Origin of the sequence: Variovorax sp. WS11 (genome assembly GCF_010499245.1) — a bacterium.
In the GTDB taxonomy this organism is placed as follows: domain Bacteria; phylum Pseudomonadota; class Gammaproteobacteria; order Burkholderiales; family Burkholderiaceae_C; genus Variovorax.
In genome coordinates this window covers 145,781-161,633 of sequence record NZ_JAAGOW010000004.1, presented here as the reverse complement: position 1 = coordinate 161,633, position 15,853 = coordinate 145,781, and the positions used below count along the sequence as shown (strand labels likewise).

General features: G+C 64.3%; 12 protein-coding genes and 1 pseudogene. 5 read left to right on the top strand and 8 right to left on the bottom strand.

The window, feature by feature from the left end:
* Nucleotides 1-263: 263 nt before the first annotated feature.
* Nucleotides 264-1,769, bottom strand: coding sequence for a DDE-type integrase/transposase/recombinase (locus tag GXN78_RS30030; protein WP_106561503.1), 1,506 nt, complete (start codon nucleotides 1,767-1,769; stop codon nucleotides 264-266).
* A gap of 233 nt (nucleotides 1,770-2,002) precedes the next feature.
* Here GXN78_RS30030 and GXN78_RS30025 point away from each other — a divergent pair.
* Nucleotides 2,003-3,112 (top strand): annotated as a pseudogene (locus GXN78_RS30025) (mandelate racemase/muconate lactonizing enzyme family protein).
* 286 nt (nucleotides 3,113-3,398) lie between these two features.
* Here the strand turns inward: GXN78_RS30025 and GXN78_RS30020 are convergent.
* Nucleotides 3,399-4,304 carry a LysR family transcriptional regulator gene (locus tag GXN78_RS30020; RefSeq protein WP_106559137.1) on the bottom strand — a complete coding sequence of 302 codons (906 nt, stop codon included), beginning with the start codon at nucleotides 4,302-4,304 and terminating at the stop codon, nucleotides 3,399-3,401.
* Nucleotides 4,305-4,435: 131 nt separating this feature from the next.
* Between GXN78_RS30020 and GXN78_RS30015 the strand changes: the two genes are divergently transcribed.
* Entirely contained in the window at nucleotides 4,436-5,887 is a 1,452-nt protein-coding gene (locus GXN78_RS30015; RefSeq protein WP_106559095.1) for an amidase, read from the top strand.
* A 57-nt stretch (nucleotides 5,888-5,944) separates the two neighbouring features.
* Here GXN78_RS30015 and GXN78_RS30010 read toward each other — a convergent pair whose 3' ends face one another.
* The 6 genes from GXN78_RS30010 to GXN78_RS29985 form a co-directional block, all read right to left on the bottom strand.
* The gene (locus GXN78_RS30010) at nucleotides 5,945-6,925 is read right to left on the bottom strand and encodes an MDR family oxidoreductase (protein WP_106559096.1); all 981 of its coding nucleotides are present in this window, start codon (nucleotides 6,923-6,925) and stop codon (nucleotides 5,945-5,947) included.
* A 9-nt stretch (nucleotides 6,926-6,934) separates the two neighbouring features.
* The gene (locus tag GXN78_RS30005; protein ID WP_106559097.1) at nucleotides 6,935-7,570 is read right to left on the bottom strand and encodes a TetR/AcrR family transcriptional regulator; all 636 of its coding nucleotides are present in this window, start codon (nucleotides 7,568-7,570) and stop codon (nucleotides 6,935-6,937) included.
* Nucleotides 7,571-7,591: 21 nt separating this feature from the next.
* A complete protein-coding gene (locus tag GXN78_RS30000; RefSeq protein WP_239143049.1) occupies nucleotides 7,592-8,362 on the bottom strand; it encodes an enoyl-CoA hydratase in 771 nt (256 codons plus the stop codon).
* A gap of 142 nt (nucleotides 8,363-8,504) precedes the next feature.
* Nucleotides 8,505-9,764: a CoA transferase gene (locus GXN78_RS29995; protein WP_106559099.1), complete on the bottom strand. Its 1,260-nt coding sequence runs from the start codon at nucleotides 9,762-9,764 to the stop codon at nucleotides 8,505-8,507.
* A 21-nt stretch (nucleotides 9,765-9,785) separates the two neighbouring features.
* The gene (locus GXN78_RS29990) at nucleotides 9,786-11,450 is read right to left on the bottom strand and encodes a GMC family oxidoreductase N-terminal domain-containing protein (protein WP_106559100.1); all 1,665 of its coding nucleotides are present in this window, start codon (nucleotides 11,448-11,450) and stop codon (nucleotides 9,786-9,788) included.
* Nucleotides 11,451-11,536: 86 nt separating this feature from the next.
* Nucleotides 11,537-12,172, bottom strand: coding sequence for a TetR/AcrR family transcriptional regulator (locus GXN78_RS29985; RefSeq protein WP_106559101.1), 636 nt, complete (start codon nucleotides 12,170-12,172; stop codon nucleotides 11,537-11,539).
* A gap of 469 nt (nucleotides 12,173-12,641) precedes the next feature.
* On the opposite strand from GXN78_RS29985, the gene urtA reads away from it, so the two are divergent.
* The 3 genes from urtA to urtC are packed head-to-tail and all read left to right on the top strand — an operon-like array spanning nucleotide 12,642 to nucleotide 15,828.
* On the top strand, nucleotides 12,642-13,835 hold the full coding sequence (gene urtA, locus GXN78_RS29980; RefSeq protein ID WP_106559102.1) for an urea ABC transporter substrate-binding protein: 1,194 nt from the start codon (nucleotides 12,642-12,644) through the stop codon (nucleotides 13,833-13,835).
* A 40-nt stretch (nucleotides 13,836-13,875) separates the two neighbouring features.
* Nucleotides 13,876-14,778 carry an urea ABC transporter permease subunit UrtB gene (gene urtB, locus GXN78_RS29975; protein ID WP_106559103.1) on the top strand — a complete coding sequence of 301 codons (903 nt, stop codon included), beginning with the start codon at nucleotides 13,876-13,878 and terminating at the stop codon, nucleotides 14,776-14,778.
* A 3-nt stretch (nucleotides 14,779-14,781) separates the two neighbouring features.
* Nucleotides 14,782-15,828, top strand: coding sequence for an urea ABC transporter permease subunit UrtC (gene urtC, locus GXN78_RS29970; RefSeq protein ID WP_106559104.1), 1,047 nt, complete (start codon nucleotides 14,782-14,784; stop codon nucleotides 15,826-15,828).
* Nucleotides 15,829-15,853 lie beyond the last annotated feature (25 nt).

Genomic DNA, 15,853 nt, shown 5'->3' with positions numbered 1-15,853 from the left:
AAACTACCTCGAATCGCCCGCACCCGCAGGGTGAATCACTTTCGCTCGTGAGCTCACGGATCCAGGGTATGGGTTTCTTTTTCTATTCTTTAGTCGAAGGCTGTGGGCATGTGGGCGAAGGTTGCGGCGGTGGTCAACGCAGCCGCGCAGCGCTGCGTTGTCCACGGTCGCAACCGGTGCGCCGCAGGCGCATCGCCCATATGTCCATAGCCTGCCGGGCGCGAAGCGCCCGGCCCCCTGGCATTGAAGTGGTCGGCTTCCGTTCAAACTTCGGCCGGCTCTGCAGCGGTCCTGCGCAGACCGCCCAGGACCATTTCCGTGACCCGCTCGCTGCGCCAGGCTTTCACCCGGCGCTGCAGTGTTCGCAGCTGCGCCTTACCGTCGTAAATCTCTGGAACCATCGCGACCAGTCGATTCATCAGGGCCTTGGGCGCTATCGAGGGCTCCGCGATCAGCCACCCTTCAATGACTGGCCATGCGTCGGCGAATGGGTCCGTGCGGGTTCGCCACCAGTGTTTGGCCTTCGGCTGCTTGCGATGCGTCGGTCGCACTTCGCCTTCCGTCCAGGCTGACGACAAGCTCCGAAGGAACGCTGAGATATCGGCCGCACTTCTTGGCACCACTTCTTTCGGCGCCCCGTGAGCCGCGATCTCGCTTAACGTCTGCTGGGCCATTCGGATTTCCTGCAGCAGCCGCACCGGGTCGAGTCTCTTGAGTTGCGCCGTCAGCTTCTCCTTGATCGCCGGCTCCACGCCGCTGTGGGCAACAAGCCGTTCACATGGAGTCGCCGGCGCGAAGTACACCTTGTGCACACGAGCGCCGTCTCGTGTTTTGGACTTCAGCTTGAATGAGGGCTGGAAGAAGTTGATGTACAACCGCGACGACTCGTACAGCTGCGCCAGAGCTTTCGTAGCTTCGCGGCCGCTCAAGCGGCCATAGCCGACGAGCCGCCGAACGACGGCACCGTTCTTCTGCTCCACCCAGGCTTGGTCGTTCTTTTTGTAGGGGCGGGACCGCGTCTGCTCAAGGCCGCGCCCCTTGCAGTAGTCGAATACGGCTTGGCTCATGAAGGTGCTGTCGTTGTCCGAGTCAATGCCGAGCATCGCGAACGGCAGGTCGGCCGCCACCTTTTCGAAGGCTTCGATCACCAGCATCTGGTCGCGCATCCTCATTGCCACGCATTCCGTCCATCCGCTGGCGATGTCGGTCAGCGTCAGGGTGTGAACGTAGTCACCATCGGTCTTCGGGCCGCCGCAGTGCTCGACCATATCAATCTCGAGGAAGCCTGGCGCCGGATCCCACCAGTCGGCGAACGTGCGCACGGGAATGCTGCGTCTGATAGCCGCGCCCACGCCAGTGCGGCGCCTGCGCTTCCCATCGATATGCGAACGCGCGTCGGCAAGGATGCGATCGATGGTCGCTGCACTAACCTGCAGGACTTTGGTCTTGACGACTGGGTCCAGGTCGAGGTGGCCATGGCGCTCCATCGCATCGACCAACATCGGGACCAAGGCCTTCAGCCGCTTGCCGCAGACCCGATCAGCGGCCTCCCATAGCACCGTCAGCGCTTGCCGCACCGCCTCGTCGTACAGACGATCGCGTGCCCGCGTTTCTTTCGAGGGAACTTCCTCTCGCAACACCCGGATTGCGTGTTTGCGGTGGTAGCCCGTCAGGGCCACGAATTCGTCGAGGATCTTGACCTTTTCTCCCATCGCCGCTGCGCGATACCGCTCTCCCAATGCTTCAACCAATTCCTTGCGTGTCGCCATGCTGATTCGCCTTGTCACGTAGCTTTCTGCTCCCGCCGGACCATCCGACGGGTAGCAATTTACGTGAGGCAACAGGTCAGCTCGGGTAGCAAATCCGACGAGTCAATGCGCCCTGTCATGTCAAATTGACAGAAACACGACACCGAAAACAAATCGAGCCCGATTCAAGGCCCAAGGCAACGAGAGCTACTATTGCTTCACGTGCTAAAACGGTAGATCCCGAGGAGAGTTCCGTGCGTTCCATTGCTAAAATCACGAGCCACCTCTTCAGGATTCCCCTCGCTGAAGTCCTGACGGACGCCAAACACGGCGCGCACACTCATTTCGAGTTGGTCACCGCTACAGTGGCGCTTGCAGACGGCAGCCAGGGTACGGGCTACACCTACACCGGCGGCAAGGGTGGCCATGCGATCAAGGCCATGATCGACTACGACCTGGCCCCTGCGCTGATGGGATTGGATGGCGCGGATGTCGAAGACATTCACGACCTCAGCCAATAGCATGTGCACTATGTTGGACGCGGCGGCATCGCCTTGTTCGCAATCTCTGCGATCGCTATCGGGCTTTGGGATATCCGCGCCAAGGCGGCGGGGGAGCCGCTTTGGAAAATTGCCGGCGGCGCCATGAACACCTGCAAAGCCTACTGTGGCGGCATCGATCTGGCCTTCCCGCTCGAGCGGTTGCTGGACAACGTGCGCGGCTATCTCGCCAAGGGTGTTGGCGGCGTCAAGATCAAGATTGGGCGTCAGGACCTTGAGGAAGACATTGACCGTATCCGCGCAGTGCGGCAGCTGATCGGTGACGACATCACCTTGATGGTTGATGCCAACTATGCAATGAGCGTGGACCAGGCCATCGTCGCGGGCAGGCACTTCAAGCCCTTTAATGTCCTCTGGTTCGAGGAACCGACCATTCCGGACGACTATCAAGGCTATGCGCGAATTGCCGAGGCCACCGGCGTACCGCTGGCGATGGGCGAGAACCTGCACACGATTCATGAGTTCAATCAAGCGTTCGAGCAGGCGGGGCTGTCCTTCATCCAGCCGGACGCCTCGAATTGCGGCGGCATCACGGGCTGGCTGAGGGTGGTCGAGCGCTCGCGCCACTACGGGATCCCGGTGTGCTCGCATGGCATGCAGGAGTTGCATGTGAGCTTGTTGGCGGCACAACCGAACGCAGGTTGGCTGGAGATTCACAGTTTCCCCATTGACGAGTACACGATGCGCCCGTTGGTTGTGGAAAACCAGCGCGCAGTGGCGCCAAATGAGCCTGGGATCGGGGTTGATTTTGATTGGGCGAAGTTGCTGCGTATTTGGTCGAGTCGTCTCACTAGCCACGATTAAGGGCTGCGCTGCTCGGTAGTCTCCATTCAGCTTGCCCTGTGAGTAGGTCGACATATCGCGCAGTGGTCGCTTTCGGAGCTTTGCCGACCGCCGGTCTGCAAGCCCATGTGGAGCGCTGCGCCTACTCTTCAGGCCCGGATCCAAGAACGAAGTTCGTGACATCGACGGAACGCTTGAGGCAGCGACGCGAGAATTTGGTTGCGCGCTTCGAGAGCAGTCCATCGCTGGAGTGGCCGGCTCATCTCATCCCCGAACGGCATGCTGACAACGAGCCTCCGCCCCCAACTCATACGCCATCGAACCTGAGCCTTTCCTTGAGATAGGAGATGAATGCCTGCACCTTTGGGGACGGCATCCGCTCTCGTGAAGAAAGCGCATTGAGCTCCTGCGGCGGTCCGATCCACTGTGGCAGAACGCGCACCAAGCTGCGCGCCTTGACGTCCGACGCCATGCTTTGTTCCATGGCCAGCGAAATGCCTTCGCCTTGGCGCAAGGCGTCATAGAGCAGGGCCGGGTCACTCGCCACGACCACCGGGTCGATCAAGTAGCCGCGGGGCTTCCCGCTTCCCTTTCGAAGTGGCCACACATAGCCGACGTCGCGGCGTGCCTGATGCAGCGCCAGTGCCGAATGATCGCGCAGGGCTTCGGGCGTCTCGGGTGCTCCCGCGCGCCGAAGGTATGCAGGGCTTGCAAAGATGCCGGAAGGAAAGCTCGCGAGTCGCCGCGCCACGAGGCTGGAGTCAGGCAACTCGCCGAGGCGCAATGCAATGTCGATCTCAGCCTCGACGAGGTCGAGTGTCGCGTGCGAGGCCACGATCTCCAGCCTCACGTCGGGGTAGCTCGCCCGAAAACCGGGCAGCAGCGGGGCGAACCAGCTCACGCCGAATGAGTAGGGCATGGTCACGCGCAGCCACCCGCGCGGGCCGTCGCGCAGTTGGTGTACGGCACCCTCGGCGGCCTCCAGTGTGCTGGCGATGGATCGACATTGCTCGAAATAGATCGCCCCCGCTTCGGTCAGGCTCAGCTTGCGCGTGGTGCGTCGGAGCAACTGCGCGCCCATGTACTTCTCCAGTTCGTAGACGCGTCGACTGACCGTGGTTTTGGGGATCTGCAGCGCGCGCGCCGCGGCAGTGAAGCTGCCTTCCTGTACGACCCGGACGAACACGAGCGTGTCGTTCATATCTCTTGCCATGATCAACGTCCCTTCGAGGGTCCGCACATCCGGCATTGTCCCATCGATGGTCCAGCTCTTGCCGTCTCAGTGGGCTAATCAGAACGGCTCGCTTTCCCTATCTTTGGTGCTCCACCTACTGGAGAAACACCATGAACCTGAGCGAATACACGACCTACGACGCGGTTGGCCTGGGACAGCTCGTCGCCGCCGGTGAAATCCGCCCGGCGGAACTTGCTGCGCTTGCAAGGGCCGCGGCGGATGCCGTGAACCCCCGAATCAATGCCGTGGTCGAGCACTGGGCGCCTGAAGAATCGGACCTGGCTACGCAGGCAACCCCCAGCCCGCTCGCTGGCGTGCCGTTTCTGATCAAGGATCTCGCCATCCAGCTGACGGGCAGGAAGAACGAACTCGGCAGCCGGCTGGCCCGGGGAGTGGTCGCATCGGCTGATTCGAATCTCATGCGCCATTTCAGGAAGGCCGGCCTGGTCACTATCGGCCGCACGACAACGCCCGAAATGGCCTTCAGCACGGAAACAGAGTCCGCATTGCAAGGGGCGACCGGCAACCCTTGGGACACCCGCCTCAGCGCGGGTGGCTCCAGCGGTGGCTCAGGCGCAGCCGTCGCGGCGGGCGTGGTACCGATGGCGCACGCAACGGATGCAGCTGGCTCGATCCGAGTGCCCGCTGCCTACAACGGCTTGTTCGGCCTCAAGCCGACGAGGGGCCGCACGTCCAGCGGCCCGGCCCTCGATGAAGTTTTTGCGGGCCTCGGCGTGCAACTCGGCGTCAGTCGCACGGTTCGCGACAGCGCCGCCCTGATGGACGCGGTGCAGGGATATTCGGCCGGCGACCCCTACTACACCGCGCCGCCCGCGAACAGCTTCCTGTCCGAGGTGGGGCGCGACCCCGGCAAGCTGCGCATCGGGCTGATGGTCCACTCGTGGAACGGCGAGCCAACATCGGACCCCATTGCGCAGGCCACGCGCGACGCGCCACACCACCTCCAGTCGCTCGGCCATCACGTGGAAGAGAGCAGGCCCGAACTTGGCGTGTCGTGGGAGGCCTTCGTCCATGCCAACGCGCAGATCTGGTGCGCCACGCTGGTGCGCTGGATCGACGGACTTGCCGCAGCAACCGGCCGCCCCATCGATGCGACGACTCTCGAGCCTTCCACGCTCGCGAACTATCGCTTTGGCCGCAGCGCGAGCGCCGTCGACTTCGCCGCGGCGCTCGAAGTGCGCAACACTGTCGCGCGCGCCGTTGGTGAATGGTTCGCAAGGATGGACGTGTTGATGACGCCCACGCTCCCGCAGTCGCCGGGGCTGCTTGCGACCTACAGCGAGGGCGCCGATCGCATGAGTGGCCTGGAGTGGACGGCACGCGTCTTCCGGCATGCCTCCTTCACGCCGCCGGCCAACGTGGCGGGGACGCCGGCGATGTCCGTGCCGCTCGCGGTGGCGCCGGGCGACGGCTTGCCCATCGGCATCCAGTTCGCCGCCGGCTTTGCGCGTGAAGACCTGCTGCTGCGCCTGGCCGCGCAGCTCGAGCGGTCGATGCCCTGGGCTGCCCGGCGTCCGGCGGTTTGGGCAGGCCGCCCTTAGGCCGAAGGGTCTCTGGAGGTCAAGGCCAAGTCTCGCGGAAATGAACCGAGGGGGTGCTCAGTCCGCCGTGCGAACAACGACGCGGCCTCTGATCTTGCCCGCCATCAGTGCGTGGGCGGTACCGATGGCATCCGACAGCGTGATCTCGCGCGTGATGGTCTCGAGCAGCGACGCATCAAGATCCCGCGCGAGCCGTGTCCACGCTTCGTTGCGCAGTGCGAGCGGCGCCATCACGCTGTCCACGCCGAGCAGTGCGACGCCGCGCAGGATGAATGGCATCACTGTGGCGGGCAGGTCCGCCCCCTGCGCAAGGCCACAGGCCGCGACGGCACCGCCGTAGCGCGTCTGCGCGCAGGCGTTGGCCAGCGTGTGGCTGCCTACCGCATCGACGACCGCGCGCCAGCGCTCCTTCTGCAAAGGCTTGCCCGGGGCCGAGAGTTCGGCGCGGTCCATCACCACCGTCGCGCCCAGTGCCTTCAGATACGGCGCCTCTGCACTCTTGCCTGTCGTTGCAACAACTTGGTGCCCGAGCTTCGACAACAAGGCGACGGCAACTGACCCGACGCCGCCGGTCGCGCCGGTCACCAGCACCTCGCCCTCTCCGGGCTCGAGTCCGTGGCGCTCGAGTGCCATCACGCAGAGCATGGCTGTATAGCCCGCGGTCCCGATCGCCATGGCCTGCCGGGTCGTGAAGGTCTCCGGCAGGCGTACCAGCCAGTCTCCGCTGAGGCGCGCGCGCTGTGCCAGGCAGCCCTTGTGCTTCTCGCCGACGCCGAAGCCGTTGAGCACCACGCGGTCGCCGGGCCGCCAGGCCGGGTGGCTGCTTTCCCGCACGGTGCCTGCGCCGTCGACTCCGGCCACCATGGGCCACTCCCGCACCACGGGCGATCGGTTGGTGATGGCCAGAGCGTCCTTGTAGTTGAGCGTGGAGTAGTCGACGTCGATCGTGACGTCGCCGGGCGGAAGAAATCCATCGTCGACCTCGCGAATTGCCGCGGCGAACTCGGGCGACTTGTCCAGCACCAGTGCCTTGAACATGCTAGCTCCTCAGATGTGAATCAATTGGTCGAAGTCTTCGACGACGAGCACCAGCGGTGCGGCAGAGCGCGCAAGGCGAGCGCGCAGAACGGCGCCTTCCCAGGCGGCCCAGAAACTTCGCGCCAGCCGGTCCGCATCGAAATTGGCGCGCACCTCGCCTCCGGCCTGCGCCATCCGGATCGAAGCCGCCAATTGAGTCTCCCATTCCCGAATGGAAGCGTCCAGTCGCTTGCGGAAACCGTCATGGAGGGCGGCAACCTCTTGCCCCAGCGTGCCGACCAGACAGCCACGGCGCCATCGGAATCGACGCATGCCGACCGTCGATTCCGAGAGGAATGCCGCGAGCTTGTGGGTGAAGCTCGGATTGACCCCATTGGGCCGCGCGCCGAAGCATCTCTCCAGGCGCCTGAGAAAGTAGGCCTGATACGTCTCGAGCAGTGCGAAGCCGAAGTCGTCCTTGCTGCCGAAGTAGTGATAGAACGATCCTTTGGGAACACCGACGGTGGTCAGCACCTTGTCGACGCTGGTACTTGCCCATCCGTTCTCCAGCACCGACTCCAGCCCGGCCCGGATCAGGTGCTCCCGGGTGTTCGAGCGTGCACCACGTCGTTGCACATGTGAACGGGGCGCGTCAGTACTTTTCATGACGAGTGGACGAACTGGCGTTCAGCGATGACGAAACACCGGTGCGCGCTTGCTCAGGAATGCGTGCATCCCCTCCTTCTGGCCGTCCGTGGCGAACGCTGCCTGGAACAGGCGCCGCTCGTGGAGCAGGCCCTCGGCCAGAGAGACTTCGTGCGCTCGGTTCACGGCTTCCTTGGCCATGCGTACCGCGGGCGCGTTGTACCCCGCGATGGTGTGCGCGGCCTCGAGTGCAGTCTGCAGGAGTTCGGCGGCGGGCACCACACGCGCGACGAGACCCGACGCCTTCGCCTCCGCGGCGTTGATGCTCCTGCCGGTCAGGATCAGATCCATCGCCAGCGCCTTGCCGACGGAGCGCGTCAGGCGCTGCGTGCCACCGATGCCCGGAAGGATCCCCAGCTTGATCTCCGGCTGGCCGAAGTGCCCATCGTCGGCCGCAATGATGAAGTCGCACATCATCGCCAGTTCGCAGCCTCCTCCTAGAGCATAGCCGCTGACAGCGGCGATGATCGGCTTGGTGATGGCCTGCACGCCCTGCCATGCCGCGAAGACGTCGTTCGTTTGGAGCTCGGCCAAGGTCTTGTCGGCCATCTCGGCAATGTCCGCGCCGGCCGCAAAAGCACGCGGGCTTCCGGCGATCACGACGGCGCCGACGTTGGCGTCCGCATCGAATGCGCGAAGTGCCGCGACCACCTCGCGCGATAGCACTGTGTTCAGCGCGTTCAGGCTGCGCGGACGGTTGAGCGTGATCAGGCCAACGCGCTCGCGGCGTTCGACGAGGATCGTTTCGTACAGTGCCGGTACTGGTCCGTGGGAGGATGCGTTTCCTGCGGCGGGTTGGTGGTCTGTCTTGGCGGTGGGCGGCTGGGCGGTCAAAGCAGGCAAAGCCTTGGTTGCTGTGGCGGACATGTCTACTCCTTGTTCGGTGAGAGGTGGATCAGGCTGTTTCGTTCAGAGAGGCATGCCTAGCGCGTGCCGGAGCGTCTGCAGAACGCTTGGCCGGCGCGTAGTCCCCTGTCCCCGACATCAATTCGGCGAGGATGCGCTCGCGGTGTTCGTCCAGTCCTGGCGCCCGGATGGGGGTGTTCACGTCGATGTCTTCGAATCCGCTGAGCTTGATCGGATTGCCGGCCGTGTGCACGGAGCGCTCCGACGTACCCTGGACCTGGACAATCATGTTGCGTGCCAACAGTTGCGGGTGTCCGAACAGCCTGTCGATGGTGTTGATGGGCGCGCATGGAACGCCAGCCTCGTTGAGACGATCGATCCAGTGCTCGATGGCCTCCGTGCCGGTGATGGCCTCGATGGCGGCGACCATCGCCGGGCGGTTGCGGCAGCGCAGGTCGTTGCTGAGAAAGCGCGCGTCGAGCGCAAGCGCCGGGCTGCCGAGCGCGTCGGCCATGAGCATGAAGAGCTGATCGTTGCCTGCGGCGATGACGAAGCGACCGTCCTTCGCGGCGAAGGTCTCGAATGGTGCCAGGGAGGGATGGCTGTCGCCGGTCCTGGTCGGCACCTTGCCCTCGACATCGAAGCGCGCCAGTGCCGTCTCCATCAGCGCGGCCTGGCAGTCGAGCATGCCGATGTCGACCCGCATGCCTTGTGCATCCTGTGTGCGCTTGTAAAGGGATGACACGATGCCCACCGCCGCGAACAGGGCGGCGCTCAGGTCGCCGAAGCTCGTTCCTACGCGCGCCGGCGGCGCGTCGGGCCAACCGGTCAGGCTCATGACGCCGCCCATGGCCTGCACGACCATGTCGTAGCCTGGCAGGTCGCTGTAGGGGCCGGTGTGTCCGAAGCCGGAGATCGATGCGTAGACGATGTGTGGATGGGTGCGGGCGAGTCGTTCGGCGCCGTAGCCGAGACGGTCCATCACGCCCGGTCGAAAATTCTCGACGACCACGTCGGCCTGCAAGAGCATCCGCTCGAGAAGGTCCCGGTCACGCGGGCTCTTGAGGTCGAGCGCGATGCTTTCCTTGCCCCGGTTGAAGCACATGAAGTAGGCCGACTCCTTCTCCACAAAGGGGCCGAAGGCGCGGGTGTCGTCGCCGGTGCCGAGCTTCTCGATCTTGATGACCCGCGCACCGAGATCGGCCAGGATCATCGTGCAGTAGGGGCCGGCCAGGACGCGTGAGAAGTCAAGCACGGTGATGCCGTTGAGCGGCCCCTTGCGGCCGGTGTCGGTGGAAGGTCTTTCCATGTCGTCGTCTCCTGTTGAGCTCTATTGCCCAGCCGCGATCCAGCGCGAGGCCTTCTCGGCGATCATCAGCGTGGGGCTGTTGGTGTTGCCGCTGGTGATGGTCGGCATCACGCTGGCATCCACTACGCGCAGGCCCCGGAAACCGCGCACGCGCAGGTGGCTGTCGACCACCGCCATCTCGTCCGAGGCGTTGCCCATCCTTGCGGTGCCGACGGGGTGAAAAATCGTCGTGCCGATATCGCCCGCCAGCCGCGCGAGCTGTTCGTCGGTCTCGTATTGAGGCCCGGGCTTGAACTCTTGCGGCTTGTAGCGGGCCATGGCGGGTTGCGCTGCGATGCGCCGGGTGACGCGCAGCGAGTCGGCGGCAACCCGGCGGTCTTCCGCGGTGCTCAGATAGTCGGGCGCGATACGCGGCGCATCGGCGAAGTCGGCGCTTCGGATGCTGACGCTGCCTCTGCTCGTCGGATTGAGGTTGCACACGCTGGCCGTGATCGCAGGGAAGTCGTGCAAGGGCTGCCCGAAGGCATCAAGGCTCAACGGCTGCACGTGGTACTGGATGTTCGCGTGGGCGCGCGAGGCGTCGCTCTGCGTGAAGATGCCCAGTTGCGAAGGCGCCATGCTCATGGGGCCGCTGCGTTTCAAGGCGTACTCAAGCGCGATCCTTGCCTTGCCCAGGAGTTGGGTCGCCTGGGTGTTGAGGGTCGCTGCCCCGTGTACTTTGTAGACCGACCGTATCTGGAGGTGGTCCTGCAGGTTGCGCCCGACCCCCGGCACATGCGCGACCACAGGCACGCCATGCGACTGGAGCAGGGCGGCATCGCCGATCCCGGAGAGCTGCAGGATCTGCGGGGTGCCGACCGCGCCGGCGCTGAGGACGACCTCTCGGGTCGCTTTCACGGTGCGCCGCTGTCCGCCCTGCACGAGCTCGACGCCGCGGCAGACGCGAGCGCCATCGGCGTCCTGCTCGAACAGCAGACGGCAAACCTGTGCTCCGGTCCAGACCGCCAGGTTCCTGCGCTGCTTGCGAATGGGGCGAAGAAACGCCTTCGAGGCATTCCAGCGCCATCCACCACGTTGATTCACTTCGAAGTAGCTGACGCCGCGGTTGTCCCCGCCGTTGAAATCTTCGGTGGCCGGAATGCCAGCCTGCTGCGCGGCGAGCGCGAACGCATCGAGCACGTCCCAGCGCAGCCTCTGTTTCTCAATGCGCCATTCCCCGCCCGAGCCGTGAAGTGCCTTGAAGGCCTTCAAGTCTTCGGATGGGGCGACCTTCGATGCGTCGAGGCGGTAGTGGTCCTCGTGTGCACGGAAGTCGGGCAGGCAGTTGTCCCAGGTCCACGCAGTGTCGCCGGTGGCTTCTGCCCATTGCGCGTAGTCGCGGGCCTGACCGCGCATGTAGATCATTCCGTTGATGCTCGAGCATCCGCCCAGGGTCTTGCCCCGTGGATACAGCAGTGACCGACCATTGAGTCCCGGTGATGCCTCGGTGCGGAAGCGCCAGTCGGTGCGCGGGTTGTCGATGCAGTACAGATAGCCGACAGGGATGTGGATCCACGGGTAGCTGTCCGGACCGCCTGCCTCGAGCAGCAGGACGTCGCGATGGCTGTCGGCGCTCAGGCGGTTCGCCAGCAGGCAGCCCGCGGTGCCCGCCCCGATGACCACGTAGTCGAAGGTCTGCACGCTCATGGCATGTCTCCGCGATTTCTGCGCTCAAGGACTGTTGTCTTCATTTAATTAGACCGATCGTCTATTGAAAGTCAAAAAAAAGGCGGTCAGGCCCCGATGCTTTGGCGGAAAATCTTGGCGAACATCTGAAGCGGTGCAGCCTTGCGTTCGAGCTTGGCGCGGAGCACCGCACCTTCCCAACCGGTCCACAGGAATGCCGCCCATTCCGTGCAGTCCGTCGACCTGCCGATCTCTCCGTCGCGCTTGGCCTGTTCGAGCACCGTCGCGGTACGGCGCTGCCAGTCGAGAAGCACGTCGGTCAGCTGCGCGCGAAAGGCTTCGGGCAGCGTGCCCATCTCCTGGCCCAGGTTGCCGACCAGGCAGCCACGACGGAATCCGAAGCGCTTCATGCCACGTTCGGCGTCGGCGAAGAAGGCATCGATACGGTCCAGCGGAGACCTGGACTCGTCCAGAAAGAAGCGGTCGAGCTTTCGAACGAAGTATTCGTCATAGCGTGCGATGAGCGCCGCGCCGAACGCTTCCTTGCTGGCGAAGAAATGATAGAAGGAGCCCTTCGGAACACCCACGGACCTGAGGATCTCGTCGATGCCGGTCGCCGAGAAGCCCTTCTCTGTCAACACGGCCACGCCGGCATTGAGAAGCGCCTCGCGCGTCGCGCGATAGTCGCCTTCATCCTTGGCGGGGCGGCCACGTTTGCGTGGCAGGACTGTGGTGGAACTCATGGCGCGATTATTAGACCGTCTGTCTCGATAAATCAAGCGGTTTTGCGCGACGTCGACCCTGCGCGGGATGCTTCGGCATCCATTCCTCCAATGAAAGGAACGGTCAAGCACATGGACCGGCCCTCGATGGCACGCCGTTGAGCCTGCTGAATTAGACCGGTCGTCTTCGGTTTGTTATCGCAAACCCCTATTCGCGGCGGCAGGCTGCGTGCTAAATTTCTTCCCAGACGAGAACTTCGTCGCTCATCATTTCGCACCGACTGCCAGTGTTGCCAGTCAGGTGCAAGGCAACAAGGCCTGAACCGGTTAATTCCCGGGTCAGGCCTTTTTGCTTTTTCGGCTTCTGGAACGCCTTCATCGAAATGGACGCAGCTGCGCCCAGGGATGAACTCGGCCTCAAGAAATCGAGCGAGATGCCAGCGGTGGAGCCGTCAGACCCAAACACCTCAACCCTTGAAGGAGAGATCTGATGAGCCCAATGAATCGCCGCGACCTGGTCAAGACCGGCGGCACCATGTTTGTTCTTGGCGCTGCCTCGGGCACCGCGCTGTTCTCCGCCGCCGCCAATGCGCAGGAGGGCGTGAAGCTCGGCCTGCTGCATTCGCTCTCGGGCACCATCGCCATCGCCGAAGCCGCGCTGGTCGATGCGGAAAAGATGGCCATCGACGAGATCAACGCCGCTGGCGGCGTGATGGGCCGCAAGATCGAGGTGGTGGTCGAGGACGGTGCGAGCGAGAACTCGGTGTTCGCCGAGAAGGCCCGCAAGCTCCTGGAACGCGACAAGGTCGCCGCGATCGTCGGCTGCTACACATCGGCTTCGCGCAAGGCGGTGCTGCCGGCGCTCAGCCGCGCCAAGGGCTTGCTCTTCTACCCGACCTACTACGAGGGCCAGGAGCAGGACAAGCATGTGGTGTACACGTCGCAGGAGGCCACGCAGTCCGTGGTTGCCGCCGTCGAATGGCTCGCGCGCGAGAAGGGCAAGACCTTCTTCCTTGTCGGCTCCGACTACATCTATCCGCGCACCTGCAACAAGATCGCCAAGCCGACCATTGCCAAGCTGGGCGGCAAGGTGCTGGGCGAAGAGTACGCGCCGCTCGGCCACACCGAGTTCTCCTCCATCATCAACAAGATCAAGGCCGCCAAGCCTGACTGCATCTACAGCACTGTCGTCGGCGGCTCGAACGTCGCGTTCTACAAGCAGCTGCGCGCGGCAGGGCTCGACGGCACGAAGCAGACGCTTCTGTCCACCGTCGTCTCGGAGAACGAGATCGAGGGAATCGGCAAGGACAACGCCGTCGGCTACTACGCCTGCATGGGGTACTTCCAGAGCGTGAAGAACCCCGCGAACGAAAAGTTCGTCAAGGCCTTCAAGGCGAAGTACGGACAGGATCGCGTCATCGGTGATCCGATGGAGGTCGCCTACAACTCGGTCTACCTGTGGAAGCTTGCGGTCGAGAAGGCCAAGTCCTTCGATCCCGAGAAGGTGCTGGCCGCAAGCGCGGGTGTCGAGCTCGATGCGCCCGAGGGCAAGGTGCGCGTGCATGCGACGAACCAGCACGTCTGGAAGAAGGTGCGCATCGGCAAGGCACTGCCGAACGGCCAGTTCGACATCGTCTGGGAGTCGGCGAACCAGGTCGAGCCGAACCCCTTCCCCACGCTGTAGGCGGCGGCGCGGCGCACACCCCCAGATACCGGAGTCTTCCATGACTTTCGACATTGCAGTGATGCAGGTCTTCAACGGCGTGAGCCTGTTCACGATCCTGCTCCTCATGGCCATCGGCCTGGCCATCGTGTTCGGCCTGATGGGCGTGATCAACATGGCCCACGGCGAGCTGATGGCGCTCGGGTCGTACGTCACCTACCTGACGGCCATGGCGTTCTCGAAGTTCGCGCCACAGTGGATGGGGGTCTACCTGTTCGCCGCGATCGCGCTGGCATTCGCCGCCACCTTCGCGTTCGGGTACCTGCTGGAGCGCGGCTTCGTCAGGTTCTTCTACAACCGGCCGCTCGACACGCTGCTGGCCACCTGGGGCCTGAGCCTGATCCTCCAGCAGGCCTATCGCTCGATCTTCGGCGCGCAGGAGGTGAGCGTGCCGCTGCCGCAATGGCTCAGTGGCGCATGGGAGCCCGTGGCGGGGATCCAGCTGCCGATCAGCCGGATCTTCATCATCGGGCTCACCATCGCGGTCGCCGTCGGCGTCTATCTGCTCCTGAACCGGACGCGCTGGGGCCTCAAGGTCCGTGCCGTGACGCAGAACCGCGCCATGAGCGAGGCCGTGGGCATCGACACCCAACGCCTGGACGCGCTGACCTTCGCGCTCGGCGCCGGGCTGGCGGGCATCGCGGGCTGCGTGTTCACGATGATCGGCTCGACCAACCCGGGCACCGGCCAGCTCTACATCGTGGACTCGTTCATCGTCGTGGTCTTCGGCGGCGTGCAAAGCCTGATCGGCACGGTGCTGTCGGGCTTCGCGATCGCGCAGTCGCAGACCACGCTGGAGTACCTCATGAGCGGGTCGATGGCGCGCGTCACGATCCTCCTGCTCGTGATCGTGGTCCTCTACTTCCGGCCCAACGGGCTGTTCGCAACCCGGTCAAGGAGCTGAGCGATGAGATCCCTTCTACGCGCAGCCGACACCCGCGCCACGATGGTCGTCGTCGCGCTGCTGGTGGCCATGGTCGCCGTGCTCGATCCGTTCCGCCTCAATCTCATGGGCAAGTACATGTCCTTCGCGTTCGTCGCGCTCGGCATCGTGCTGCTGTGGGGCTACGGGGGCGTGCTGAGCCTCGGGCAGGGCCTGTTCTTCGGCGCCGGCGGCTACATGATGGCCATGTTCCTGAAGCTCGAAGCCTCGGCGCCGGAGCTGCCGGACTTCATGGTGTGGAGTAGCGTCGACCAGCTTCCGGTGTGGTGGCAGCCGTTCCGCAGCTTTCCGGTCACGCTGCTGCTGATCCTGAGCGTTGCACCGGTCACGGCCTACCTGTTTGCCTACGCCATCTTCAAGAAGCGCGTGGGCGGCGTGTACTTCGCGATCGTGACGCTCTCGCTGGCCCTCACCGGCACGGTGCTCATCGTGGGACAGCAGGGCGACACCGGCGGCGCCAACGGCATCACCGACTTCCGCACCCTGCTTGGCATGGACATCGTCAGCGACGGTGCCAAGCAGACCCTCTATCTCATCGAGGCGGCCGTCCTCGCCGCTGCCATGCTGTGCTGCGTCGCGCTCCTGCGCAGCCGCTTCGGCAAGGTTCTGATCGCCATCCGCGACAAGGAGGACCGCGTGCGCTTCAGCGGCTACAACACCGCCCACATGAAGGCGTTCGTGTTCGCGATCTCGGCGCTCCTGTCGTGCATCGGCGGCGCCTTCTACAGTCTCCAGGTCGGGCTGATCTCGCCGACCGCCGTGGGTGTGGTCGCCTCGATCGAGATGGTCATCCTGGCAGCCGTCGGGGGGCGCCTGTCGATTCCCGGCGCGGTCGTGGGCGCCCTGCTGGTGGGCTTCCTCAAGTCCTATCTCTCCGAGGCCTTCCCGGAGATCTGGCTCTACTTTCTGGGCGCGCTCTTCATCGTGGTCGTGGCCTTCATGCCGCTCGGCATGGCGGGCGTCGTCCAGCGCCTGGCCGCAGGCCGCGTTTCCGCAAAGGTGATGCCATGAGTGCCGTGCTGCCGCTGTCCACCTC